The organism is Pseudomonas sp. NPDC088414, from assembly GCF_044753325.1.
Taxonomy (GTDB): domain Bacteria; phylum Pseudomonadota; class Gammaproteobacteria; order Pseudomonadales; family Pseudomonadaceae; genus Aquipseudomonas.
The window spans coordinates 299240-321397 of the sequence record NZ_JBIVMY010000002.1 but is presented as its reverse complement, the minus strand read 5'-3'; the positions used below and the strand labels follow the sequence as shown (position 1 = coordinate 321397).

The window sequence follows — 22158 nt, the reverse complement described above, 5'->3', positions numbered from 1 at the left end:
GAGGGACCGATCATGGGCCGCATTCGATACTTGTTGCCACTGAGTGCTCTGCTGCTGGCCTTGCAGCCAATAATTGGCTATGCCGGTGCCACCTGGACGTATATTTCGCTCGAGGCGAATTTCCGCTGTGATAACGGCGTCACGACACAAGGCTATAGCGTCTATGCGGTGGGTGATCGGCCGGAGTTAGGGAATTGGGACCCGGCCAAAGCGGTTCGACCCACGCCGTCCCCCTCCCCCTCTTGGTCCGGAAAGATAAAATTCAGTAACGCAAAACCCGGTGATGTCGTGGAGTGGAAATGTATCGTCCGCAGTGACAGCAACCCCAGCGACGCGACCTGGCAAACAGCCCCCAACAATCAAGTAACCATGGCTTTTAGTCCCACACCTCTGGCGACGGGAAGCTTCTGAATCGACCGTATGGTGCCGCGGCTACAAGCTCGAACTCTGGCCTCGACCGCGCGTCATATTGATCAGCGCCACACGCCGGCCCCCCGGCGCCGCGCGTTCTTCTATGGAGAACGGCACGAAACCGAGTTTCGGGTAGAGCAGCAACCCTGCGGTGTTTTCGTTGAAGCAGGACAGCTGCACTTCCCTTGCCCCGTACTTTTCAAAGCCGACCGCAGTCATGGTTTCGACGATGTAGCGCGCGACGCCCTGGCCACGGGCGTAGGGCGCGACGATGACGTTGCCGATACAGCAGACGCCGTCGTGCTCGGCACGGTAGAAGTTGGCGAAGCCGACGAACTCGCCGTTGGCCAGAAACGCCGTGGAGTCGAAGCGCTGGCTGATCGCGGTGTGCATCTGTTCTTCCGTCAGCGGGTACTGCGCTTTCGGGAACATGAAGTACAACTCTTGAACGCCCTGCGGAAAGCCGCACAGGGTTTTGACGTCGTCGGCCGTCACTGGCCGGTGGGAGAAATTCATCGCTGCCCTGCCCTCACTTTTTGCCTGCGGCCAAATGGTGCGCGACCAGCGCGTTGGCATGGCCGTGGCCCATGCCGTGTTCTTCTTTGAGCCACGCCACCAGTTCCATGTGTTTCTTGTCGGTGATGCCGGCGAGCAGGTTCAGCCAGTGATCGATGGGCTGGCCGTATTTCTTTTCGATGGAGGGGAAGTACGACGCCGGGCCTTTTACCTTGTTGTCTTCGCTCATGCTGCAAGCTCCCTTGGGTCACGACGGAGGGTCGGCGACGCTCCTTGTCGGCATGCCATAGAGTGGACGCGAAGTACGATTCCAGCAACCGCCTCATAGGGCCGAATACACCACAAAATCTGTAGGAGTGAGCCTGCTCGCGATGGCGTTTGCCCTGCACCATCAATGTGGCTGGATTACCGCTTTCGCGAGCAGGCTCACTCCTACAAGAACCGTGTTCGGTAACCCGCGCTCAGCTTAGCCATGCAGCAACGCAGTCGCGGATGACACCACCAGCAACACCGCTAGAATCCGGTTCAGCCACTGCAACTGCGCCGGATTACTCAACCAGCGCGCAGCACCGCGACCGAGCAATGCCCACAGCGCCAGACATGGCAACGACACCAGAAAGAACGCCAGGCACAACGCATTCAAGCCCTGCCCTTGCGCGGTAAATACGCTGATCACGGCGATCGCCATCATCCACGACTTGGGATTGACCCACTGCAACAGCGCGGCGCCGAGCAGGCCCAGCTCGGGTTTTTCTTCGCCGGCAGCGGGATCGATGGCGGTGGCCGGCGCGGTGAAGATCTGCCACGCCAGCCACAACATCCAGCCCATCCCCAGCGCACTGATCACCGGGCGCACGCCGGGCAGCATCAGCGTACTGGCGCCCGCGCCGGCGACCCACACCAGCGACGCGGCACCCGCCCCCGCGCCGAGAATGATCGGCAGACACGGTCGCCAGCCGCGTCGAGCGCTGGTGCTGAGCACGATGAGGTTGGTCGGCCCCGGGGTGATCGAGGCAACGAAGGCAAAGAGGATGAACGCAAGCATGGCACGGCCCTGTAGAAAGTCAGGGCCTACTGTGATGGCTGAGCAGCGTGGTGGTCTTGAACGTTTGTTCAGCGGCGCAAGGTGCCAATGGCGCGTTGCTGATAGGCGCCCGGCGTGATGCCGTAGGCACGCAGGAACCAGCGGCCCAGATGGCTTTGGTCGGCGAAGCCGAGGCGGCTGGCGACTTCCACTGGCTGCATGCCGGCGGCGAGCATCTGCCGGCCGCGGCTGAGGCGCAGCTGGATCAACCAGGCGTGCGGCGCGAGTCCATAGGCCGCCTTGAACGCGCGGGTCAGGCGAAAGCGGTCGGTGCCGCAGACGTCGGCCAGGGTTTGCAGGCTGATGTCTTGCTCGTGGTAGGCCACCAGGTAATCGCGTGCCTGCCGGGCGACCAGTGGCGCGCGGGATACGGCGCTTGGTTGCGGTCGCCGGTACAGGTGAGTCGCCAGTCGTTCGAGCAACGCATCCAGCGCCACATCGCGCACCATGCGCACGTCCTGCTTATGCAGCGCATTGAAGGCAAACAAGGTGGCGCGGGCCAGTTCGGGATCGTCGTTGAGCACGCTGCCGATCCCCGGCAAGCCGCTGCCGTAACTGCCCAGATGCAAACCGTCCAGCGCTTGCTCCAGCCACGCAGGTTGCAGGTAGAGCATGCGATAGGTGAAGCCGTCCGGGCTTGGCGCATCGCCGTCATGGATGTCGCCGGGTTCCAGCATGAACACCTTGCCCGGCGTGCTGTCGTGCCGCGCCCGACGGCTGTTGAAGCGCTGCACGCCTTGCTCGGTGAAGCCGATCAGGTAGGTTTCGTGCCAGTGCGGATCGTAGGCGTGCGCGTGCCCGGCGAAATGCGCGTGCAGGGTTTCGATGCCGGTTTCCCGGTCGCGGGCAAGGTCGATCCAGTTGCTCATGGCGTGCGTACAGTGGTGGGCTGGGGCCAGTAATCCACAATTGGCGGGTTGAGGCTAGAAGGTTTGTGCATTTCAGATAGAGCGCTGATTGACCCGCGCCATCAGTTGCTCGGCGCTTTCCTTGCGTTCGGAATAGCGATCTACCAGAAAATCCTGGCGCTCGCGCAGCAGCACGGTGAACTTCACCAGCTCTTCCATCACATCAACCACGCGGTCATAAAACGCTGACGGTTTCATCCGCCCCGCCTCGTCGAATTCCGTGAACGCCTTGGGCACCGAAGACTGATTGGGGATGGTGAACATGCGCATCCAGCGCCCCAGCACGCGCAGTTGATTGACCACGTTGAAAGACTGCGAACCGCCGCAGACCTGCATCACCGCAAGAGTTTTGCCCTGGGTCGGACGCACCGCGCCGAGCTCCAGCGGAATCCAGTCGATCTGCGCCTTGAACACCGCCGACATCGCGCCGTGGCGTTCCGGCGAACACCAGACCTGACCTTCCGACCACAGCACCAGCTCGCGCAGTTCCTGGACTTTCGGATGATCGGCCGGGGCGTCGTCCGGCAACGGCAAACCGGACGGATTGAAGATGCGCGTTTCGGCACCGAAGTGCTCCAGCAAGCGTGCGGCCTCCTCCACCAGCAGACGGCTGAAGGAGCGTTCGCGGGTCGAGCCGTAGAGCAGCAGGATGCGTGGTTTGTGTTCGTGCGAAGGTGATGTGATCGGGCCTTCGAACAGCGTGTGATCAAGATTGGGCAAGTGCTCTGACATACGTCCTCCGGCTCAGAGTGAGCCGATGCGATCCAGTTCGCGCTGAAGCTCAACGCGGCTGAGTGATTTAAAAGGAAGACCGAGGAAGGTTGCGCAGCGGCGCTCGATGATCGCCAGCGTGGCACGGAACGCCGCATCCACTGCGGCCTCGTCACCCGTCACATCGGAGGGATCTTCCAGCCCCCAATGGCATTTGATCGCCGGGCCGAAGTACACCGGGCAGGTTTCGCCCGCCGCCTTGTCGCAGACAGTGATGACGATGTCCGGCGGGTTGCTTTCGAAGGCGTCGTTGCCTTTGCTGTACAAACCGTCGATAGCGATACCGGCCTGTTGCAGCGTCGTCAGGCTGCGCGGCAACACCTGGCCCTTGGGGAAACTGCCGGCGCTCACCGCCTCGAAACCCTCGCGCGCCAGATGATTGAACATGGCTTCGGAAAGGATGCTGCGGCAACTGTTGGCCGTGCACATGAACAGGACACGCATGGATAGCTCCGGGGATATTAGAAGTTCAGCAGCACGCGATTTCGCGGGCAGGACGGCCGTCCATGTTGTGCAGGCGACAGGCATTGTCCTTGAGCCAGTCGGCGTTGGCCGTCGCGGTAATCTTGAGGATCTGTTGAACCCAATCCGGCAGCTCCGGGTTGAGCCGGTAGTAGACCCACTGGCCCTGACGGCGATCGAGCAACAAACCGTTGCTGCGCAGTTGCGCGAGGTGGCGGCTGATTTTCGGCTGGCTGTCGTCGAGGGCGCACATCAACTCGCAGACACACAGCTCACCCTGCTCGGCAATCAGCAAGGTGGCGCGGGCACGGGTTTCATCGGCCAGGCTTTTGAACAGTTCGGTGGGGGTAAGCATGGAAGCGGGCTCGAACATATGGAAAACCGAATATACGGATATCCATATATTATTCAACCCCAGTAACGGCATAGAACCTGTGGGAGCTGGCTTGCCAGCGATAACGGATTGACATTCAACATCACCATTGACTGATTCACCGCCATCGCGGGCAAGCCCGCTCCCACAGGGTTTTATGCAAGCAGAACTATCCGCGTAATGTCAGTCGATTCCTATGTCACAGACATACCGCCTTCGCCAGCAGGCTGGCTCCCACAGGGGGATTTGTGCGGGGCATGACTATCCGCGCAGCAGGCCTTGCTCCGCCTCGCAAAGGCCGACGACATAATCCCAGACCACCCGCAGCCTTACCGACTTGTGCAGCTCGCGCCGGGTGCTGATCCAGTAACTGCGCTCGATGCTGTCAGCCGGCAACAACGCCACCAGATCCGGATCCGACGCGGCCATGTAGCAAGGCAACACGGCAATGCCCAATCCCGAGCGCGCCGCTTCCTGCTGGGCGATGACGCTGGTGCTATGGAACACCACGCGCGGACTGCGGCAGAAGCTGTTGAGGAACATCAGTTCCTGACTGAACAGCAGATCATCGACATAACCGATCCACGCATGCCGCCCGAGGTCTTCGCGGCTGCGCAACGGCGGAGCGCTGTCGAGGTAGCGTTGGCTGGCATAGAGCGCCAACCGATAGTCGGTGAGCTTGCGCGTGACCAGCATGTCGGCCGCCGGGCGCTCCAGATGAATGCTGATTTCCGCCTCGCGGTTGAGGATGCTGACGAAGCGCGGTACGGCGACCAGTTCCACTTCCAGCCCCGGATAGCGTTCGAACAGACCGATCATCCGGCTGGCGAGAAACTTGATGCCCAGCCCTTCGGTGACGCCGACACGGATCTTGCCCAGCGGTGCGGTGGACTGGGTGATTTCTTCCTGAGCCAGCAGCGCGACGTTCTCCATGGCTTCGGCGTGCTTGAGCAGCGCCTCGCCTGCCGGGGTCATTTCATAGCCTTGGGCGTGCTGGACGAACAGCGCGGTGCCGAGGCTTTTTTCGATGGCCTCGATGTGCCGGGCCACCGTGGCGTGAGTGGTGTTCAAGCGCCGGGCGGCGGTGAGCAAGCGGCCGCTGCGTTGCAACTCCAGAAAGAAGCGCAAGTCGTTCCAGTCGAACATGGGGTGTCCTTGTCAGCTATCGTCAGTCCAGGCTGTTTGAAAACGCACAGCGGCTGCGCAAAAACTAACATTCTTTTAACGAAAGCTAACAACTAGAGTGTTCGACAATAAAAACAAAAAGCGAGGTCAGGGAATGCAGACTTCCCTTGAAGAATACGACTACATCGTGGTCGGCGCCGGCCCCGCCGGGTGCCTGCTGGCCAATCGACTGTCGGCGGATAAACAGCAGCGGGTGTTGCTGCTCGAAGCCGGCGGGCGCGACAACTACGCATGGATTCACATCCCCGTGGGTTACCTGTTCTGCATCGGCAACCCGCGCACCGACTGGTGCTTCAAGACTGAAGCGCAGCCCGGCCTGCAAGGCCGCAGCTTGAGCTACCCACGCGGCAAAGTGCTCGGTGGCTGCTCCTCGATCAACGGCATGATCTACATGCGCGGTCAGGCCGGCGACTATGACGGCTGGGCGGCCGAGGGCAATCCGGGCTGGGCCTGGAACGACGTGCTTCCACTGTTCAAACAAAGCGAAAACCATTTTGCCGGCGCCGCTGAATTTCACGGTGCCAAGGGTGAATGGCGCGTCGAGCAACAGCGCCTGTCATGGCCGATTCTCGACGCGTTTCGCAGCGCTGCCGAGCAGAGCGGCATCGCCAGCATCGACGACTTCAACCAGGGTGACAACGAGGGTTGCGGCTACTTTCAGGTCAACCAGAAGGCCGGGGTGCGCTGGAACGCGGCCAAGGCTTTTCTCAAACCGGTTCGCGAGCGGGTCAATCTGACGGTGCTGACCGGGGTTGAGGTGGATCGGGTGCTGCTGGAAAACGGCCGTGCGTCGAAGGTCAGCGCCCGTCACGAAGGTCAGGTGAAAAGCTTCAAGGCGCGCAAGGAAATCATCCTCTGCGCAGGTGCCGTCGGCTCGCCGAGCATTCTGCAGCGCTCCGGGATCGGCCCGCGTCCGTTGCTGGAGCGTCTCGGCATCGGGGTGATTCATGAGCTGCCGGGGGTCGGCGGCAATCTGCAGGATCACCTGCAACTGCGCCTGATCTACAAACTGCAGAACGCTCGGACCCTGAATCAGATCGCCGGCAGCGTGTGGGGCAAGATGGGCATGGGCCTGCGTTATCTGTATGACCGCAGCGGGCCGTTGTCGATGGCGCCGAGTCAGCTCGGGGCGTTTGCCAGATCCGGGCCGGAGCAGACTTCGGCCAACCTTGAATACCACGTGCAGCCGCTGTCGCTGGAGCGTTTTGGCGAGCCGTTGCACAGCTTTCCGGCGTTCACCGCGTCGGTGTGTGATCTGCGTCCGCAGAGCCGTGGGCGCATCGACATACGTTCGGCGGATCCACAGGACGCGCCGCTGATTCAACCGAATTACCTCAGCCATCCCGAAGATTTGCGCGTGGCCGCCGATGCGATCCGCCTGACCCGGCGCATCGTCAGCGCCCCGGCCCTGCGAGCGTTCAAACCGGTGGAGTATCTGCCCGGCGACAGCCTGCAAAGCGAAGAGCAACTGCACGAAGCGGCGGCGCGTATCGGTACAACGATTTTCCATCCGGTCGGCACCTGTCGCATGGGCAATGACGCTGACGCGGTGGTCGATGCGCAACTGCGCGTGCATGGCGTGCCCGGCCTGCGCATCGCCGACGCCTCGATCATGCCGCGCATCACCTCGGGCAACACCTGTTCGCCTACGCTGATGATTGCCGAGAAGGCGGCGCAGATGATCCTCAACCCAACCGCTCCGAACTCAACCCTTGTAGGAGTGAGCCTGCTCGCGATGACGGAATAAAATTCAACATTTTCGTTGGCTGATACACCGCTATCGCGAGCAGGCTCACTCCTACAGGAACTGCGTCAATTCAAGACTCACCCGGACACGCAACACCAGTGGAACAACAAAAACAATCACTGTGAGGGATACCGATATGTCAGAACACGCTCAGCCGCTGGACGCCACGCGCGCCGCCAGCACCAGCAATGCCACGCAGAAAGTCATCTTCGCCTCGTCGCTCGGGACGGTGTTCGAGTGGTATGACTTTTTCCTCTACGGCGCCCTCGCGGCGGTGATCAGCAAGCAGTTTTTCGCCGGGGTCAATGACACCACGGCGTTCATCTTCGCGCTGATGGCCTTCGCTGCCGGGTTTATCGTGCGGCCGTTCGGGGCGCTGGTGTTCGGTCGGTTGGGGGACATGATCGGGCGCAAATACACCTTCCTCGCGACCATCATCCTGATGGGCATCGCAACCTTCTGCGTCGGCCTGCTGCCGACCTACGCCAGCATCGGCATTGCTGCGCCGATCATTCTGGTGGTGCTGCGCATGCTTCAGGGGCTGGCGCTGGGCGGTGAATACGGTGGCGCCGCGACTTATGTGGCGGAACACGCGCCGATCGGCAAACGCGGTTTCCACACCAGCTGGATTCAATCCACCGCGACCCTCGGCCTGCTGCTGTCGCTGCTGGTGGTGCTCGGTTGCCGCTACTTCACTGGCGATCAGTTTGAAGTCTGGGGCTGGCGCATTCCGTTCCTGCTGTCGATCGTGCTGCTGGGTATTTCCACCTGGATTCGCCTGAGCCTGCACGAGTCGCCGGCGTATCTGAAAATGAAAGAGGAAGGCAAAGCCTCGAAAGCGCCGATCCGCGAGTCCTTCGGCAAATGGGAGAACCTCAAGGTTGTGCTGATCGCGCTGTTCAGCATCAACGCCGGGCAAGCGGTGACCTTTTACGCCGCGCAATTTTACGTGCTGTTCTTTCTCACCCAGTTCCTGAAAATGGACCCGGCAGTTGCCAACAGTCTGCTGATCATCAGCGTGGTGATCGGCGCGCCGTTCTTCATCATTTTCGGCTGGCTGTCGGACAAGGTCGGGCGCAAACCGGTGCTGATGCTCGGGCTGCTGCTGGCCACTGCGCTGTACTTCCCGATCTTCAAATCCCTGGCGCATTACGCCAACCCGGCAATCGATCAGGCCAGCCGTCAGGCGCCGATCACCGTGCTGGCCGATCCGGCGACCTGCACCTTCCAGTTCGACCCGGTGGGCAAGGCCAAATTCGACAGCCCTTGCGACAAGGTCAAGACCTTCCTGGTCAAGCAGGGCCTGCCCTACACCAGCGCCGCCGCGCCCGCCGGCAGCGGCGTGCAGGTGAGTGTCGGCGACGTGAAGATCGACGGTTACGATGAGTCCGCCCTGCGTGGCGCGGTGACCCTCGCCGGCTACCCGCAACAGGCCGACCTGCAACAGATCAACAAACCGATGATCGTCGCCCTGATCGTCGCGCTGATCATCATCTCGGCCATGTGCTACGGCCCGCTGGCGGCGCTGATGGTCGAACTGTTCCCGACGCGCATCCGCTACACCTCGATGTCGCTGCCGTATCACATCGGCAACGGCTGGTTCGGCGGTTTCCTGCCAACGGTGTCGTTCGCGCTGGTGGTGTACACCGGGGATATTTTCTATGGGCTGTGGTACCCGGTGCTGATTACCGGGGTGAGCCTGGTGGTGGGGATGATTTGTCTGCGAGAGACGAAGAATATCGATCTGGACAAGAACTGATTCCAGATCAACTCAGCTTACCTGTGGCGAGGGAGCTTGCTCCCGCTCGGCTGCGAAGCAGTCGCAAAACCTGTAACCGTGGTGTACCTGATGCACTGTAATTGCAGGGTTTAGGGTCGCTTCGCAACCCAGCGGGATGGTGCGACGATTCGACAAGCTCCCTCGCCACAGGTGATTTACTCGGTCACAGACTTGCGTGTCAGGCATCCGCCTTGATCACTTCAAACTTCACCTGATCCGGATAAAACGCCACGTAGTCCTTGATCTGCTCGACCGAGACCTTTGGTTTTTCATACGTCCACACCGCATTCGCCCCCTCATGCCCCGGCACCTGCAGGCTGAAGTAATTGGCATCGCCCTTGTAAGGGCAATAACTGGTGTGGTCGGTGCGGGCGAAGTATTTCTCGTCGATGTCCTCGCGGGGCACGTAGTACACCGGCGGGTAGTTGGCCTCATGGAGGACCAGCACATGCGAGGACGCAGCGACCTGGATGCCGTGGAATTTCACCAGCAGGCAACCGGGGAGTTCTTCGAGGGTGATGACGGGGTTGAGGCCGGTGGTGCTCATTGGGGTTACTCCTGAATACGGCGCAGAGAGACCGGTTCAGGTATAGCCCATAGGTACAGACCAGGGTGATTTTGCAGCCGAACGGCCAAAGCCCCTCGCCCCAGCCCTCTCCCGGAGGTAGAAGGAGCCTGCCGAAGTGTCTTTCGTTCTACACCGACCTGAAAGTGCTTTATCGATTGTGGATTCAGCGAAGTGCTATCAGGTCGGTGCATGTTTTCAGCATCCCCCGATCGGTTCCCTCTCCCACTGGGAGAGGGTTAGGGTGAGGGCTACTCTTCTGGCATCAAACCACGATATCAGTCGCCAGCGCCTGCCCCACCACACCGACGGCAAAGTCAACCTCACCCTGCCCCGTCAGATCAATCAGCAGCCCGGTCTGACCACTCTGCGCGTAATAAGTCAGGATCGCATCGCCCGCATGGCCGGTGAAACTGCTGACGAAGTTCAGCGTGGCCGCACCCGTGGCGAAACCGGCGATGCCCGAGATGTCGATCTTGTCCACGCCGCTTTTGAAATCCATGATCCAGTCCGGCTGGTTGTTGGTCGAATCGCTGGCTGCGCCGAAGACGAAGGTGTCTGCGCCCTCACCGCCCCACAACGTATCACCGCCGCCGCCACCGTAGAGAATGTCGTTGCCGGCACCGCCATGCAGAACGTTGACCGCCGAGTTGCCGATCAGCAGGTCATTGCCCGAACCGCCAACCGCGTTTTCCACGGTCACGCCATAGGCAATCGACACGTTACCGACCAGACCGCCGACGTCAGAGAACGAACCCTCATTGAGGTTGATCTTCTGGTTCTGGGTGAAGCCGGAGAAGTTCAGCGTATCGTTACCGCCACCGTCCCACACTGAGAACACAACTTTCGACGCCGCCGATGTCGCGCTGTAGAAATCGCGGCCGGCGTTGGAGTCGAAACCGTAGATGGTGTCACCGGCGCGCGTCTCATAGTTGGCGCCGTAGAGTTTCTGCACCGCCACGATATCGTCGAGCAACGGCGCCGAGGCGTAGGCGCCGCTGCCGTCCTTGCTGAAGTTCTGGTCGGTATTGGCTTCGCTCCAGTAGCTCATCAGGCTGTAGCCACGGGTGTCTTCCGCATACTTGGCGTCGTTGTAGGTCGGGTTGCCGTTGCCGGCGTTGTAGGCGCCCGGGTGCGACAGGCCGAGGGTATGGCCGATTTCGTGGGTCAGGGTCTGACGCCCGTAGTTGTTGGTGTCCGGGGTCTTGTTGACCTGATATTGATTGTTGATCAGGTACCACGACTGACCGTCGTAGCTGCCGCCGCTCGGCAGATAGGCGAACGCCGCGCCGCCGGTGCTGACGTCGTAGTTGCCGAAGGTCATGTGGCCGTCGCCACCCTTGCCCTCGGTGAAGGTCACCTTGGCCACGTCGCCCCAGGATTGCATGGCCAGCACGGCTTGAGCCTTCTGCTGCGCGCTAAACTGGCTGAAGTTGCCGAGGTTGGGGTTGTAGTTCGCCGGTTTCTCGGTGAGGAAGGTGTAGGTCAGGGAGATTTTGCCGTCACCGTTCTTGTCGTGCCACGACAGGTTTTTGCGCAGGATTTCGTCGGCTGCCTGGTCGGCGGTGAACGACGGTTTGCCGTTCACCAGGCCGACGCCACGGTCATACAGATGGCTGAAGGCGTTCACTTGATCATAGGCGCTGCTGGTTTTCGCTTTGGCTTGAGCCATGGTGGGACTTCCTTGTTTCAGAGTTGGCAGTACGCGTCGAGCACGGCGATCCACTCGAGATCGTCCGCTCACTCGCGTTTCTAAGAAGCCCGGTGAACCTGACACGGGCGTCAACTGCCCTGCCAGTCGATTTCTCGATATCCGCTCGCGACGTCCCGGAAATTCCGGTCATCCCCAGCAACGTTTTTATCTGTATATCCATACAGATAAAAGTTGCTCCGGGGGCCAACTGCGGCCATTCTGTGCACCTCCAGTGAACTGATCGACGACGGTGGTTATGCGGCTGTACCTCTGTGAAAAACCTTCCCAGGCCAAAGACATTGCGGCCGTGCTCGGTGCCAAACGCCGGGGCGACGGCTGTTGGCTGGGAACGGACGTCACGGTGACCTGGTGCATTGGCCATCTGCTGGAAACCGCACCGCCGGATGCCTACGACGCGCGCTACAAGCGCTGGGTTCTTGCGGATCTGCCGATCATTCCCGAAAAGTGGAAAATGACCGTCAAGCCGCGCACCGCCAGCCAGTACAAAGCGGTCAAGCGCCTGCTCGGCGAGGCCAGCGAGCTGATCATCGCCACCGACGCCGACCGTGAGGGCGAGATGATTGCCCGGGAACTGGTCGAGCACTGCCGCTATCGCGGACCGATCCGCCGCTTGTGGCTGTCGGCGCTGGACGAAGCGTCGATTCGCAAGGCTCTGGCCGCGCTGAAGCCGGGGGCGGAAACCTTCAGCCTGTATCACTCGGCGCTGGGGCGCTCGCGGGCCGACTGGCTGATCGGCATGAACATGAGTCGCCTGTTTACGCTATTGGGCCGGCAGTCCGGCTATCAGGGCGTGCTGCCCGTCGGTCGGGTGCAGACGCCGACACTGCGGCTGGTGGTGGATCGCGACCGTAGCATCGCCGATTTTGTGCCGGTGCCATATTGGGCGATCGATGTGCAACTGCTGCACGACGGCACGCCGTTCACTGCGCAATGGCGTGCGCCCTCGGACGTTTGCGACGATCAGGATCGCTGCCTGAATCAAGCACTGGCCCAGCAGGCAGCCGCTGCTCTGAACAGCGCCGCCAGTGCGCGGGTGGTCAAACTGCGCACCGAACGCATGCGTGAAGTGGCACCGCTGCCATTCGATCTGGGCACCCTGCAGGAGGTCTGCTCGAAGAAACTCGGTCTCGGCGCCCAGGAAACCCTCGACATTGCCCAGGCCCTCTACGAAACCTACAAGGTCATCACCTACCCGCGCAGCGATTGCGGCTTTCTGCCGCTGAGCCAGCACAGCGAGGCGCCGGGGATACTGGCGGCATTGCGTCAGGCCGATCCGAGCCTCGACGCGTTGAACGGTCACCTCGACCCGCAGCGCCGCTCGCGGGCGTGGAACGACGCCAAGGTCAGCGCCCACCACGGCATCATCCCCACAGCGGCGGCGAAAAATCTCGAGCGTTTGAGCGGTAAACACCGGGCGGTCTACACCCTGATTCGCGCGCGCTATCTGGCGCAATTTCTGCCCAACCACGAATACGATCGCACCCAGGCCGATTTCGATTGCGCCGGCGAAGCGTTGCGCGCCGTCGGCAAACAGATCATCGAACCGGGCTGGAAGCGCGCCTTGCCCGAAGCCCTCGCCCCGGCCAAGGGCCGTGAAGCGCCAGCCCCGCAAACCTTGCCGACGCTGAACCAGGGTATCGACTGCGCCGTAGCCGGCGTGAACCTCAAGGATCTGTGGACCCAGCCGCCCAAGCCCTACACCGAGGGCGATCTGATCAAGGCGATGAAGAACGTTGCCAAGCTGGTGGAAGATCCGCTGCTCAAACAGAAACTCAAGGACACTACTGGCATCGGCACCGAAGCGACACGCGCCTCGATCATTCAGGGCCTGCTGGACCGTGGTTATCTGGTGAAGAACGGCAAGGCCCTTGCTGCAACTCCGGCGGCCTTCAGCCTGATCGACGCCGTGCCCCGGGCGATTGCCGATCCCGGCACCACCGCCATCTGGGAACAGGCGCTGGACATGGTGCAGAGTGGCGAGATGAGCCTGGAAGAGTTCGTCACCAAACAGGCGGCGTGGATGAGCAAGCAGGTCACCCGCTGTTCTGCGCTGAGCCTGACCATCAGCGGCCCGCCACCGGCCAGCAAGGCTGCTGCGCCGTGGAAGAAGAAACGCAAATCGACCCGAAGCAAAACCGCTGTCACGACCAAACGCGCAGCCAAATAGCACAAGCATTCCCTGTGGCGAGGGAGCTTGCTCCCGCTCGGCTGCGCAGCAGTCGCAAAACCTGCAACTATGGTCTATCTGAAACATCGCGATTGCAGGCTTTAGGGCCGCTTCGCGCCCCAGCGGGAGCAAGCTCCCTCGCCACAGGGTTCTTAAGTCTCCCTTTTGGAGTTCATTGAACATGCCCACCATCGAACTGCACCCCGCCCACCGCGACGAACTGCAAACCATCGAAAACCTCATGCAGTTCTACATGTACGACTTCAGCCAATGGCTACCGCTGAAGCTCGGCGAACACGGTTTCTTCAGCATTCAGCAGAAAGACGATTACTGGCGCAATCCCGCTACCCAACCGTTCCTGATCCGCGTCGACGGTGAACTGGCCGGCTTCGTGACCGTGGATGACGACACCCACATCGACGGCGCCGAACACAACATCGGCTACTTTTTCCTCACCCGACGCTTTCGTGGCCAAGGCGTCGCGCAGTTTGTCGTCTCTGCCCTCTTGAGCCGTCTGCCCGGTCAATGGCAGATTTTCCACATCGACGCCAACCTGCCTGCGCAGCGCTTCTGGGCCAGGTTGATCCCCGAATTGACTGGCGGCGCAGTCACCCGCCAGCAGCGCACCGTGGACGGTTACCCCTGCACCTTCTACGTCCTGCGCGCCCCTGCATCCGTTGCCTGAACGGATCTTTTCTCATTCCAAAACAGCTTTGTCCGACAATATGTAGTGAACAAAAATAATCACTACAAAACCGTTGACGGCACCGTTTTGCTTTTGCATGATGAAGACGTTCCCCGATCGGGAACATCGGTAACACGCTTGAGCAAACTCGTCTGACCGCCGAGTTGTTTTTTCCGGATACACGCTGCCCACAAGGCAGATTGAAGAAGCTGACCTGGCCTGAACGTCCAGTACAAGGACGAGAAGCGCTGGCGAAAATTCTCAAGACGCTTGTGGTCGACCCTGAAAACGTCGTCAAGGAGCCTCCCGGTTTTCGCTGCTTCTCCTCGTTGTGACGCTATTGCGTAGCAGTTATTCAACACGACTACATGCAACAGACGCATGACCCCGTACTTCACACGGGCGACCGCTGACGTCCTGGTTTCGGTGCCAGGGATCAACTAACCGATGGGCTACCTGTATTAGCGAATCAACTTTGAAAGATCACCAGACTGGTCAAGGGGCAAACATCATGAATCTGAACAATCAACCTACTATCGAAGAACTGGCTCGTATGTTCGCTGCGCAAAAAGACAGCCACGACAGCCACATTCTCTGGATCAGCAAGTCGGGTCAGGTGCATATCGACTGCCTGTCGCCCCACGCTGGTGAAGAAGAATTCGACCGCAGCCACCAGAACCTGCTGGCCCGCCTGAAGATGTACCGCCGCGGCCACGGTTATGTCGGCAAGAAAGCTGCGGCCGACAAGGACTTCATTGGCAATGTGCTGCAGACGCTGAAACAGGCGTGGGATTCGATGCAGAACAAGAATGAAGTTCGGGTGATTGACCGGTTCTACTGATTTACAACTTCAATAAATAAAAGGGCCTGCTTCCCATAAGAAGCAGGCCCTTTTTATTGCTCCCTAAAACTCCGTGTAGGAGCTGCCGAAGGCTCGGGCCGCGATCGGACGATCTTTTGATCTTGTTTTTTAAGATCAAGATCAAGATCAAAAGATCGCAGCCTTCGGCAGCTCCTACAGTGAGATGTCAATGGCGTTGCAGTACCAGATTCACAAACGCCACCGCCGCCGCGCTGTGATAATTATTGCGCCGCCGCAACAACGCCGCCCCACGCTGCGGCGCTTCGTTCTCGACGCTCAAGCGACGCAATGCCCGGTCTTCGCTGGCAATCGCTTCGGGCAACATCGTCGCCATTGGCGAATGACGCACCACTTCCAGCAAGGTACTCACCGAGTTCACCTCGATCCGCACCTGTGGCGTGATCCCGTGCTGACGGAAGTATTCATCGATCGATAATCGGGTGATGAAGTCCGGCGCCAGCAAGGCGAAATCCAGTTGCGCAAGATCGCTCGCCGTCAGCACCGCCTGACTCTCGTACAACGGATGCTCGCGCCCGACCATGATCCCCAGGGTTTCGGTAAACGCCGGAATGCATTCGATGTCCGGGTTGCGCACCGGCGTAAAGGCAATCGCAACATCCAGCGAATCGTCAGCCAGCCCCGCCTCGATGTCGTCCATCGACAACTCGAAAATCTGCAGATGAATGCCCGGATAGCGCGCCGTAAAGTCGCGCACCAATGGCCCGACCAGATACGCCATGAACGTCGGGGTCATGGCCAGGCGCAGACTGCCACGGGACAGATCCTTCACGTCATGCAACGCGCGCTTGCCCGCTTCCAGTTCCACCAGCACGCGCCGTGCGCATTCAATGTAGGCCTCGCCGGCATCGGTGGCTCTAACGGTGCGTGAAGTGCGATCAAACAGATTCACCCCGAGGCTTTCTTCCAGTTGGCGGATCTGTTGCGAAAGGGTCGGCTGCGACACATGCAACGCCTCCGCCGCCCGGGTGAAGCCGCCGTGATCGGCCACGGCCAGCAGATATCGCAAATGTCGCAGCAGCATGGGGCTCACCATCTATAGGCAGGACTTATGCGAAGCATTGTATATCGGTCTTGGACGCTATGGATCAATCGGCAGAAGATGGCTCCCACACCGCAAGCCAACCTTGAAAGGAGTGACACCATGCAACAGTCCCACGCCTACAACGATGCCAGCCTGGCCCTGACCACTCGCATTCTCGACATCAAGGCCCGCAAGAATCTGTCATGGCAGGATCTGGCCGATGGCACTGGCCTGAGCCTGGCCTACGTCACCGCTGCCCTGCTCGGCCAGCACCCGTTGCCGCAAGACGCCGCGCAAGTGGTCGGCGACAAACTCGAGCTGGACGCCGACGCCGTCGCCGCCCTGCAGATCATCCCGCTGCGCGGCAGCCTCAGCGGCGTGCCGACTGACCCGACCATCTACCGCTTCCACGAGATGATCCAGATCTACGGCACCACCCTCAAAGCCCTGGTGCACGAGCAGTTCGGCGACGGCATCATCAGCGCCATCAACTTCAAGCTCGACATCAAGAAAGTCGAAGACCCGGAAGGCGGCTCACGCGCCGTGGTCACCCTCGACGGCAAGTTCCTGCCGCTGCGTCCGTTCTGATCCGCCAGGCCCGCACCCCGCGTGCGGGCCGACCGCTCTCTTGTTCAATGAGGACACGCCCATGAAAGCCCTGATCGACGGTTTCCTGAAGTTCCAGAACGAAGCCTTCCCGCAACGCACAGAACTGTTCAAACACCTGGCGACCACTCAACAACCCGGGACCTTGTTCATCACCTGTTCCGACAGCCGTGTGGTACCGGAACTGCTGACCCAGCAAGAACCCGGCGAGCTGTTCGTGATCCGCAACGCCGGCAATATCGTGCCGTCCTACAGCCCGCATCCGGGCGGAGTTTCGGCGACGGTGGAATATGCGGTGGCGGTGCTTGGGGTGACTGACATCGTGATCTGCGGCCATTCGGATTGCGGCGCGATGACCGCGATTGCCCAGTGCAAATGCATGGATCACCTGCCTGCCGTCAGCGGCTGGCTGCAACATGCCGAGTCGGCGAAAGTGGTGAACGAGGCGCGGCCCCATGCCAATGACGCGGCGAAATTAAGTGCGATGGTGCGGGAAAACGTGATCGCGCAACTGGCGAATATTCAGACCCACCCGAGCGTGCGCCTGGCGCAGGAGAAAGGCCTGCTGAACCTGCATGGCTGGGTGTATGACATCGAGACCGGCTCGATCGATGCGCTGGCGGCGGACCGCCGTACGTTTGTACCGCTGGCTGAGCAGCCTGCGACGTGTGCCATTCAGGCAAACACCAGCGCAGCCGCCTGAAGGAGAACAGTGCAACCCTGTGGCGAGGGAGCTTGCTCCCGCTGCGGCGCGCAGCGGCCCTCGCTTTTTTCGGTCCGCTGCGCAGACCAGCGGGAGCAAGCTCCCTCGCCACAAGTTTGGTGTTCAGATCAGCGCTTTACGCTGAGGTCGATCTGGGTCATGCGACTACGCACCGTAAACACCCCATCCCCCGAAAGAATCGCACTGCGCGCAAACAACCGACCGCTCTCCCAGTTCGAAAGCCCCAGCTCCGGCTTGTTCAGCGCGTACTGACCGTCGACCCAGCGGGTAATCCCGTTACCCACAAACGGCGCGTTCACCGCGTTGTAAAAGCGTTCCTGAGCAGCAGCATCCTCGCTGATCAACGACACCGTGAACTGCGGGCTGTAGCGGTTGAACAGCGCGATCGCCTGATCCAGATCGTCGACGATCATCAGGCTGACTTCCGGGGTTTCTTCCCATTCCCACTCGCGGCCCAATTCGGACTCCGCCAGCGCTTCAGCCAGGGCTTCGGTCTGATAACCCTCGGCACGATAGACCTCGACCGTCGCGTTCTGCCACTCGGCCGGCAGGCAGCTTTCGCTGCCGGCGACGATGTGCAATTTGCAGCCCTGCCCGCGTGCGCTGCCCGCCTGCTGCAGTGCATCGAGGAACAGCGGCACCAGTTCGGCGGCACGATCACGTTGAATCAGACAAACGTTCAGCGTGTTGCAGACTTTACGATCCAGCGAATTGCGCACCACGGCGGCGAAACGTGTGGCATCAGCATCACGATCCGCAATCAACCACGCGCCACCGGTGCCATGCAGGCTGACCGCCGTGCCGGCCTGCTGGGCGATGCTGCCCAACTGGCTGACTGCACGCCCCGAACCCCGGGCCACCGCCAGCGACAAACGCCGGTCGGCGAACATCGCCCAACCGGCGGCATGATTGACGCTTTCCACCAGCGACACCGCCCCCGCCGGCAGGCCGGCATCGGCCAGCGCCGGGTTCAGCGCGTGAGTGACGATCGCTTGCGCGGTGCCCAGCGCATCGCTGCCAATGCGCAGCACCGCAGTGTTGCCGGTGCGCAGTACGCCCGCAGCGTCTGCGAACACGTTCGGTCGACCTTCAAACACGAAGGCGACAATGCCCAGCGGCGACACCACTTGTTCGACCTTCCAGCCGTCGTGTTCGACGCTGCTGATGACTTTGCCGCGCGTGGCCGGTGCATCCCGCCAGGCGCGCAGCCCGGCGATCATGTCGCGGCGCATGCGCTCGTCGGCGAGCAGTCGGGTGGTCGAGCGACCACGGGCCTTGGCGCGCTCGATGTCGGTCAGGTTCGCCGCTTCGATCAAGGCCCAGCACTCCGGGGTTTCCAGGCGTTGTGCGAACAGATCGAAGAAATGGCTGATGGCCTCGTCGGACACCGCCGAAAGTGCAGTAAATGCCGCTGCTGCACGCTCGATTGCCACCGCAGCCGCTTGTTGATCGACCACAGGAATCAGCAACAGCTCGCCACTCACCTGCTCGACCAGCAGGTGATCACCGGGCTGAAACCGCGCCGCCAGTTCAGGGCTGACCACGGTCACGCGGTTACCAGCGAAAGGGATCGGCGTGCCAGCGACTAGACGTTCGAGCGCAAGAGACATGAAGCGGATTCACCATAAGAGGGGCGGCCGGAAAATGTAGCGGATTCTGCGCTGAAACACACCTTCTACGAACACCATCAAACCTGTGGGAGCTGGCTTGCCAGCGATGAGGCCGGCAAGCCCAGCATTGATGTTGCTGAACCACCGCTATCGCTGGCAAGCCAGCTCCCACAGGGTTTGGCAGTGTTTGGAAGATTGGGTCAGAACACCGACCAGCCAATCCGCGAACTGAGCATCTCCAGCGCCGCCATCCCCGCCAGCGAGTTGCCGGCAGCGTTGAGTTCCGGCGACCAAACGCACACGCTGAACTGCCCCGGCACTACCGCGACGATCCCGCCGCCGACCCCGCTCTTGCCCGGCAGGCCGACGCGATAGGCGAAGTTGCCGGCCTCGTCGTACAGGCCGCTGGTGGCCATGATCGAGTTGACCTGCTGGGTCTGGCGCCGAGTGAGGATCTGTTCGCCGCTGTGTTTGCAGAAACCGTCGTTGGCAAGGAAGCAGAATGCGCGGGCCAGATCGATGCAGTTCATGCGTAATGCGCAGTGGCTGAAGTAGCTGCGCAGCACCGCTTCGACGTCGTTATGGAAGTTGCCGAACGATTGCATCAGGTACGCCATGGCCGCGTTGCGGGCGCGATGCTGGTACTCGGATTCGGCGACTTTGCCGTCGACGATCACCTGCGGATTGCCCGACAGGCGCCGCACGAAGTCACGCATCGACAAGGCCGGCGCGGCGAAGCGCGATTGATTGATGTCGCAGATCACCAGCGCCCCGGCATTGATGAACGGATTGCGCGGGCGACCGCGTTCGAACTCCAGTTGCACCAGCGAGTTGAACGGCTGGCCGGACGGCTCATGCCCCAGGCGCTCCCAGATCGCCTCACCGGAATGCTCGATCGCCTGCACCAGGCTGAAAACCTTGGAAATACTCTGCACCGAGAACGGCGTCTCGGCGTCGCCGGCGCAATACATTTCGCCGTCGTTGCCATATACGGCGATGCCCAGTTGATTGGCCGGCACGGTGCCGAGGGCGGGAATGTAATCAGCCACTTTGCCCTGCCCGATCAGGGGCCGGACAGCGTCAAGAATCTCGTTCAACAGCGCTTGCATGCCGGGTTCCGAAGTCTCGCCCCATGGGATTGCGGGGACACTGGGGCTAGACGCTGCGCAACCTTGCGGAATCACACAAACCCTGTAGGAGCTGCCGCAGGCTGCGATCTTTTGACCTTGATTTTGAAAGGCAAGATCAAAAGATCGCAGCCTGCGGCAGCTCCTACAGGGTGTCGGTCAGTGGGCGCCGTCGAGGCCGGCGAGCAGTGCGCTGTCGCGGCTGTAGATATCCGGCGCATAACGCACCTGCCCATCCTTGCCGACCTGCGCCGTCCAGTAGGTCATCAGGATCGGCACCGGTGCCGACAGGCGGAATTCGTGGGTGCTGCCGGTGGCGAGCAAGGTGTCGGTGCGCGTACGTTCCGCCGGGGTCAGCAACAGATCGCGCAGTTGCATCGGGTGCTCGACCCGCACGCAGCCGGAGCTGAACGCCCGTGGGCCTTTGTCGAACAGGGCCTTGCTCGGCGTATCGTGCAGGTACACCGCGAACGGGTTGGGAAAGCGGATCACCAGTTGCCCCAGCGGATTACGCGGCCCGGCGTCCTGGCGCAGCATGATGTTGCCGGGGTTGTCCCAGTCGATATCCGCTGCAGCCAATGGTTGGCCATGGGCGTCGAGCACCTGCAGATTCTGCCGGCTGAGGAAGGTCTGGTCCTTGCGGATCGCCGGCAGCTTGTCTTCTTTCCAGATGGTCGGCGGCACGGTCCAGGTCGGGTTCAGCGTCAGACGGGTGACCCGGGATTTCAGCAGCGGGGTTTGCCGTTCGGCGCGACCGACCTGAGTGCGGGTCTGCCAGACCGGCACGCCGCCTTGGTACAGGGTCAGCTCGGCGGCGGCGACGTTGACCAGCAAACCGTCGGGCTCCATGTCCTGGGCCAGCCAGCGGAAGCGTTCGAGATTGACGCGCAATTGTTCGCGGCGCGTCAGCGGGCTGATGTTGAGTTCGGCGATCGTCCCCGGCCCGACAACTCCGTCGGCCTGCAACGAATGGTTGGCCTGGAAGCTCTTCACCGCTTCCACCAGCACACCCTCATAGGCATTGCCGGGCGTGCCGATGGCGTGGGTCAGATAGCCCTCGTTGTACAGGCGCTGGGCCAGTTCCGGCACGCGTTTGTCTTCCATCGCCGGGCGCAGCAACGGGCCGTTGCCCACCGACTGCCAGTGCGGCAAGGCTTGCAGCCGCTGGCTGGCGTAGAGGTGGCGCAGGCTTTGGTACTGCGCCAGACGCGGACGCGCCAGATCGAACGCGGTCTTGATGTCGTGCAGACCGGGTACAGCGATCGCCAGCAATTCAGCCTGACGATCACGCGGGGTGTCATCGGAATGCCACAGCGGCTCGAAATGCGATTGCAGCAGACGACCGTAATGCAGGTCCTGCAGGGCTTGCAGGTAGTAGCGAGTAATGTCGATATCGGCGCACAACTCGCCGTCCTGCGGCGGATTGGCCACCACCGGGTAGCGCTTGGGATTGAGGCCATCATCGGCCAACAGCTGCAACTGCGCGCGCAAGGCCGGCAAACGCCCGGACTCGCTGGCCCACACCGGCAGCCAGTCCTGCTGCTGATAAAACGCCTGCAATTGCGTCAGCGCGGCGCCGCTCAAGTGCGCGGCAATCGCCGGGCACGCCTGGGGCAAACCGATCAGCACCGCTTGCAACGGACTTTGCGGTTCGACCGGCATCTCCGCCGGCGGCGTCGGCAGGGTCTGCAACGGCGGCAACGGCTCATCGGCGCAAGCGACAAACGGCGCAGCGAGCAGACAAATGCTCAAGTAGCATGCGTACTTTTTGAACAACTGCTTTACTCCAATCCGTGGCCGTCTCATTGACGGCAACCTT

The 22158-nt window shown here is 61.3% G+C and carries 22 protein-coding genes; 8 read left to right on the top strand and 14 right to left on the bottom strand.

Annotated features, from left to right (window positions below; translation table 11 throughout):
• Window positions 1–12 precede the first annotated feature (12 nt).
• A complete protein-coding gene (locus ACIP8I_RS04275; protein ID WP_400758933.1) occupies window positions 13–411 on the top strand; it encodes a carbohydrate-binding module family 20 domain-containing protein in 399 nt (132 codons plus the stop codon).
• Between the two features lie 21 nt (window positions 412–432).
• Here ACIP8I_RS04275 and ACIP8I_RS04270 read toward each other — a convergent pair whose 3' ends face one another.
• From ACIP8I_RS04270 to ACIP8I_RS04235, 8 genes are all read right to left on the bottom strand, one after another.
• On the bottom strand, window positions 433–927 hold the full coding sequence (locus ACIP8I_RS04270; RefSeq protein WP_400758932.1) for a GNAT family N-acetyltransferase: 495 nt from the start codon (window positions 925–927) through the stop codon (window positions 433–435).
• 13 nt (window positions 928–940) lie between these two features.
• On the bottom strand, window positions 941–1156 hold the full coding sequence (locus tag ACIP8I_RS04265; RefSeq protein ID WP_115985022.1) for a DUF4287 domain-containing protein: 216 nt from the start codon (window positions 1154–1156) through the stop codon (window positions 941–943).
• A gap of 237 nt (window positions 1157–1393) precedes the next feature.
• The gene (locus ACIP8I_RS04260; protein WP_166497434.1) at window positions 1394–1972 is read right to left on the bottom strand and encodes a LysE family translocator; all 579 of its coding nucleotides are present in this window, start codon (window positions 1970–1972) and stop codon (window positions 1394–1396) included.
• Window positions 1973–2040: 68 nt separating this feature from the next.
• Entirely contained in the window at window positions 2041–2880 is an 840-nt protein-coding gene (locus ACIP8I_RS04255) for an AraC family ligand binding domain-containing protein (protein WP_400758931.1), read from the bottom strand.
• Between the two features lie 72 nt (window positions 2881–2952).
• On the bottom strand, window positions 2953–3651 hold the full coding sequence (arsH, locus tag ACIP8I_RS04250; RefSeq protein WP_400758930.1) for an arsenical resistance protein ArsH: 699 nt from the start codon (window positions 3649–3651) through the stop codon (window positions 2953–2955).
• Window positions 3652–3663: 12 nt separating this feature from the next.
• Window positions 3664–4134 (bottom strand): arsenate reductase ArsC, encoded by a 471-nt coding sequence (locus ACIP8I_RS04245; protein ID WP_400758927.1) that lies wholly within the window; start codon window positions 4132–4134, stop codon window positions 3664–3666.
• Between the two features lie 25 nt (window positions 4135–4159).
• Window positions 4160–4507, bottom strand: coding sequence for a metalloregulator ArsR/SmtB family transcription factor (locus ACIP8I_RS04240; protein WP_400758925.1), 348 nt, complete (start codon window positions 4505–4507; stop codon window positions 4160–4162).
• Window positions 4508–4786: 279 nt separating this feature from the next.
• Entirely contained in the window at window positions 4787–5671 is an 885-nt protein-coding gene (locus ACIP8I_RS04235) for a LysR family transcriptional regulator (protein ID WP_400758923.1), read from the bottom strand.
• A gap of 133 nt (window positions 5672–5804) precedes the next feature.
• Between ACIP8I_RS04235 and ACIP8I_RS04230 the strand changes: the two genes are divergently transcribed.
• Together ACIP8I_RS04230 and ACIP8I_RS04225 are read left to right on the top strand one after the other, a co-directional pair.
• A complete protein-coding gene (locus ACIP8I_RS04230; RefSeq protein ID WP_400758921.1) occupies window positions 5805–7457 on the top strand; it encodes a GMC family oxidoreductase in 1653 nt (550 codons plus the stop codon).
• 136 nt (window positions 7458–7593) lie between these two features.
• Window positions 7594–9216 (top strand): MFS transporter, encoded by a 1623-nt coding sequence (locus ACIP8I_RS04225; RefSeq protein WP_400758919.1) that lies wholly within the window; start codon window positions 7594–7596, stop codon window positions 9214–9216.
• 199 nt (window positions 9217–9415) lie between these two features.
• Here the strand turns inward: ACIP8I_RS04225 and ACIP8I_RS04220 are convergent, their stop codons facing one another.
• Window positions 9416–9784: a DUF427 domain-containing protein gene (locus ACIP8I_RS04220; RefSeq protein WP_400758918.1), complete on the bottom strand. Its 369-nt coding sequence runs from the start codon at window positions 9782–9784 to the stop codon at window positions 9416–9418.
• A 283-nt stretch (window positions 9785–10067) separates the two neighbouring features.
• Complete coding sequence (locus ACIP8I_RS04215) at window positions 10068–11474, bottom strand: serralysin family metalloprotease (protein WP_400758915.1); 1407 nt, start codon at window positions 11472–11474, stop codon at window positions 10068–10070.
• A gap of 277 nt (window positions 11475–11751) precedes the next feature.
• Between ACIP8I_RS04215 and ACIP8I_RS04210 the strand changes: the two genes are divergently transcribed.
• From ACIP8I_RS04210 to ACIP8I_RS04200, 3 genes are all read left to right on the top strand, one after another.
• The gene (locus tag ACIP8I_RS04210; RefSeq protein WP_400758912.1) at window positions 11752–13683 is read left to right on the top strand and encodes a DNA topoisomerase III; all 1932 of its coding nucleotides are present in this window, start codon (window positions 11752–11754) and stop codon (window positions 13681–13683) included.
• 181 nt (window positions 13684–13864) lie between these two features.
• A complete protein-coding gene (locus tag ACIP8I_RS04205; protein WP_202369847.1) occupies window positions 13865–14368 on the top strand; it encodes a GNAT family N-acetyltransferase in 504 nt (167 codons plus the stop codon).
• Window positions 14369–14879: 511 nt separating this feature from the next.
• Entirely contained in the window at window positions 14880–15209 is a 330-nt protein-coding gene (locus ACIP8I_RS04200; protein ID WP_003226040.1) for a hypothetical protein, read from the top strand.
• 187 nt (window positions 15210–15396) lie between these two features.
• Here the strand turns inward: ACIP8I_RS04200 and cynR are convergent, their stop codons facing one another.
• Window positions 15397–16272, bottom strand: a complete 876-nt coding sequence (cynR, locus tag ACIP8I_RS04195) for a transcriptional regulator CynR (RefSeq protein WP_400758908.1) — start codon at window positions 16270–16272, stop codon at window positions 15397–15399.
• A gap of 120 nt (window positions 16273–16392) precedes the next feature.
• On the opposite strand from cynR, the gene cynS reads away from it, so the two are divergent.
• The gene (gene cynS / locus ACIP8I_RS04190; protein ID WP_097090280.1) at window positions 16393–16860 is read left to right on the top strand and encodes a cyanase; all 468 of its coding nucleotides are present in this window, start codon (window positions 16393–16395) and stop codon (window positions 16858–16860) included.
• A gap of 61 nt (window positions 16861–16921) precedes the next feature.
• Complete coding sequence (locus ACIP8I_RS04185; RefSeq protein ID WP_400758905.1) at window positions 16922–17581, top strand: carbonic anhydrase; 660 nt, start codon at window positions 16922–16924, stop codon at window positions 17579–17581.
• Window positions 17582–17709: 128 nt separating this feature from the next.
• Here the strand turns inward: ACIP8I_RS04185 and ACIP8I_RS04180 are convergent, their stop codons facing one another.
• The 3 genes from ACIP8I_RS04180 to ACIP8I_RS04170 all read right to left on the bottom strand — a co-directional run bounded on the left by ACIP8I_RS04180 (window position 17710) and on the right by ACIP8I_RS04170 (window position 22115).
• On the bottom strand, window positions 17710–19212 hold the full coding sequence (locus ACIP8I_RS04180) for an aldehyde dehydrogenase family protein (RefSeq protein WP_400758903.1): 1503 nt from the start codon (window positions 19210–19212) through the stop codon (window positions 17710–17712).
• A 200-nt stretch (window positions 19213–19412) separates the two neighbouring features.
• Window positions 19413–20321, bottom strand: coding sequence for a glutaminase B (gene glsB, locus ACIP8I_RS04175; protein ID WP_027611723.1), 909 nt, complete (start codon window positions 20319–20321; stop codon window positions 19413–19415).
• 177 nt (window positions 20322–20498) lie between these two features.
• Window positions 20499–22115 (bottom strand): murein L,D-transpeptidase, encoded by a 1617-nt coding sequence (locus tag ACIP8I_RS04170; RefSeq protein ID WP_400758900.1) that lies wholly within the window; start codon window positions 22113–22115, stop codon window positions 20499–20501.
• Window positions 22116–22158 lie beyond the last annotated feature (43 nt).

Excerpts from the sequence above, each read along its gene's own strand:
- ACIP8I_RS04230 (WP_400758921.1), top strand. The coding sequence starts at position 5,805 with ATGCAGACTTCCCTTGAAGAATACGACTACATCGTGGTCGGCGCCGGC.
- ACIP8I_RS04245 (WP_400758927.1), bottom strand. The coding sequence starts at position 4,134 with ATGCGTGTCCTGTTCATGTGCACGGCCAACAGTTGCCGCAGCATCCTT.
- ACIP8I_RS04185 (WP_400758905.1), top strand. The coding sequence starts at position 16,922 with ATGAAAGCCCTGATCGACGGTTTCCTGAAGTTCCAGAACGAAGCCTTC.
- ACIP8I_RS04240 (WP_400758925.1), bottom strand. The coding sequence starts at position 4,507 with ATGCTTACCCCCACCGAACTGTTCAAAAGCCTGGCCGATGAAACCCGT.
- ACIP8I_RS04205 (WP_202369847.1), top strand. The coding sequence starts at position 13,865 with ATGCCCACCATCGAACTGCACCCCGCCCACCGCGACGAACTGCAAACC.
- ACIP8I_RS04275 (WP_400758933.1), top strand. The coding sequence starts at position 13 with ATGGGCCGCATTCGATACTTGTTGCCACTGAGTGCTCTGCTGCTGGCC.
- ACIP8I_RS04220 (WP_400758918.1), bottom strand. The coding sequence starts at position 9,784 with ATGAGCACCACCGGCCTCAACCCCGTCATCACCCTCGAAGAACTCCCC.
- ACIP8I_RS04215 (WP_400758915.1), bottom strand. The coding sequence starts at position 11,474 with ATGGCTCAAGCCAAAGCGAAAACCAGCAGCGCCTATGATCAAGTGAAC.
- ACIP8I_RS04200 (WP_003226040.1), top strand. The coding sequence starts at position 14,880 with ATGAATCTGAACAATCAACCTACTATCGAAGAACTGGCTCGTATGTTC.
- ACIP8I_RS04210 (WP_400758912.1), top strand. The coding sequence starts at position 11,752 with ATGCGGCTGTACCTCTGTGAAAAACCTTCCCAGGCCAAAGACATTGCG.
- ACIP8I_RS04265 (WP_115985022.1), bottom strand. The coding sequence starts at position 1,156 with ATGAGCGAAGACAACAAGGTAAAAGGCCCGGCGTCGTACTTCCCCTCC.
- ACIP8I_RS04255 (WP_400758931.1), bottom strand. The coding sequence starts at position 2,880 with ATGAGCAACTGGATCGACCTTGCCCGCGACCGGGAAACCGGCATCGAA.
- ACIP8I_RS04225 (WP_400758919.1), top strand. The coding sequence starts at position 7,594 with ATGTCAGAACACGCTCAGCCGCTGGACGCCACGCGCGCCGCCAGCACC.
- cynS (WP_097090280.1), top strand. The coding sequence starts at position 16,393 with ATGCAACAGTCCCACGCCTACAACGATGCCAGCCTGGCCCTGACCACT.
- ACIP8I_RS04180 (WP_400758903.1), bottom strand. The coding sequence starts at position 19,212 with ATGTCTCTTGCGCTCGAACGTCTAGTCGCTGGCACGCCGATCCCTTTC.
- glsB (WP_027611723.1), bottom strand. The coding sequence starts at position 20,321 with ATGCAAGCGCTGTTGAACGAGATTCTTGACGCTGTCCGGCCCCTGATC.
- cynR (WP_400758908.1), bottom strand. The coding sequence starts at position 16,272 with ATGCTGCTGCGACATTTGCGATATCTGCTGGCCGTGGCCGATCACGGC.
- ACIP8I_RS04260 (WP_166497434.1), bottom strand. The coding sequence starts at position 1,972 with ATGCTTGCGTTCATCCTCTTTGCCTTCGTTGCCTCGATCACCCCGGGG.
- ACIP8I_RS04270 (WP_400758932.1), bottom strand. The coding sequence starts at position 927 with ATGAATTTCTCCCACCGGCCAGTGACGGCCGACGACGTCAAAACCCTG.
- ACIP8I_RS04235 (WP_400758923.1), bottom strand. The coding sequence starts at position 5,671 with ATGTTCGACTGGAACGACTTGCGCTTCTTTCTGGAGTTGCAACGCAGC.
- arsH (WP_400758930.1), bottom strand. The coding sequence starts at position 3,651 with ATGTCAGAGCACTTGCCCAATCTTGATCACACGCTGTTCGAAGGCCCG.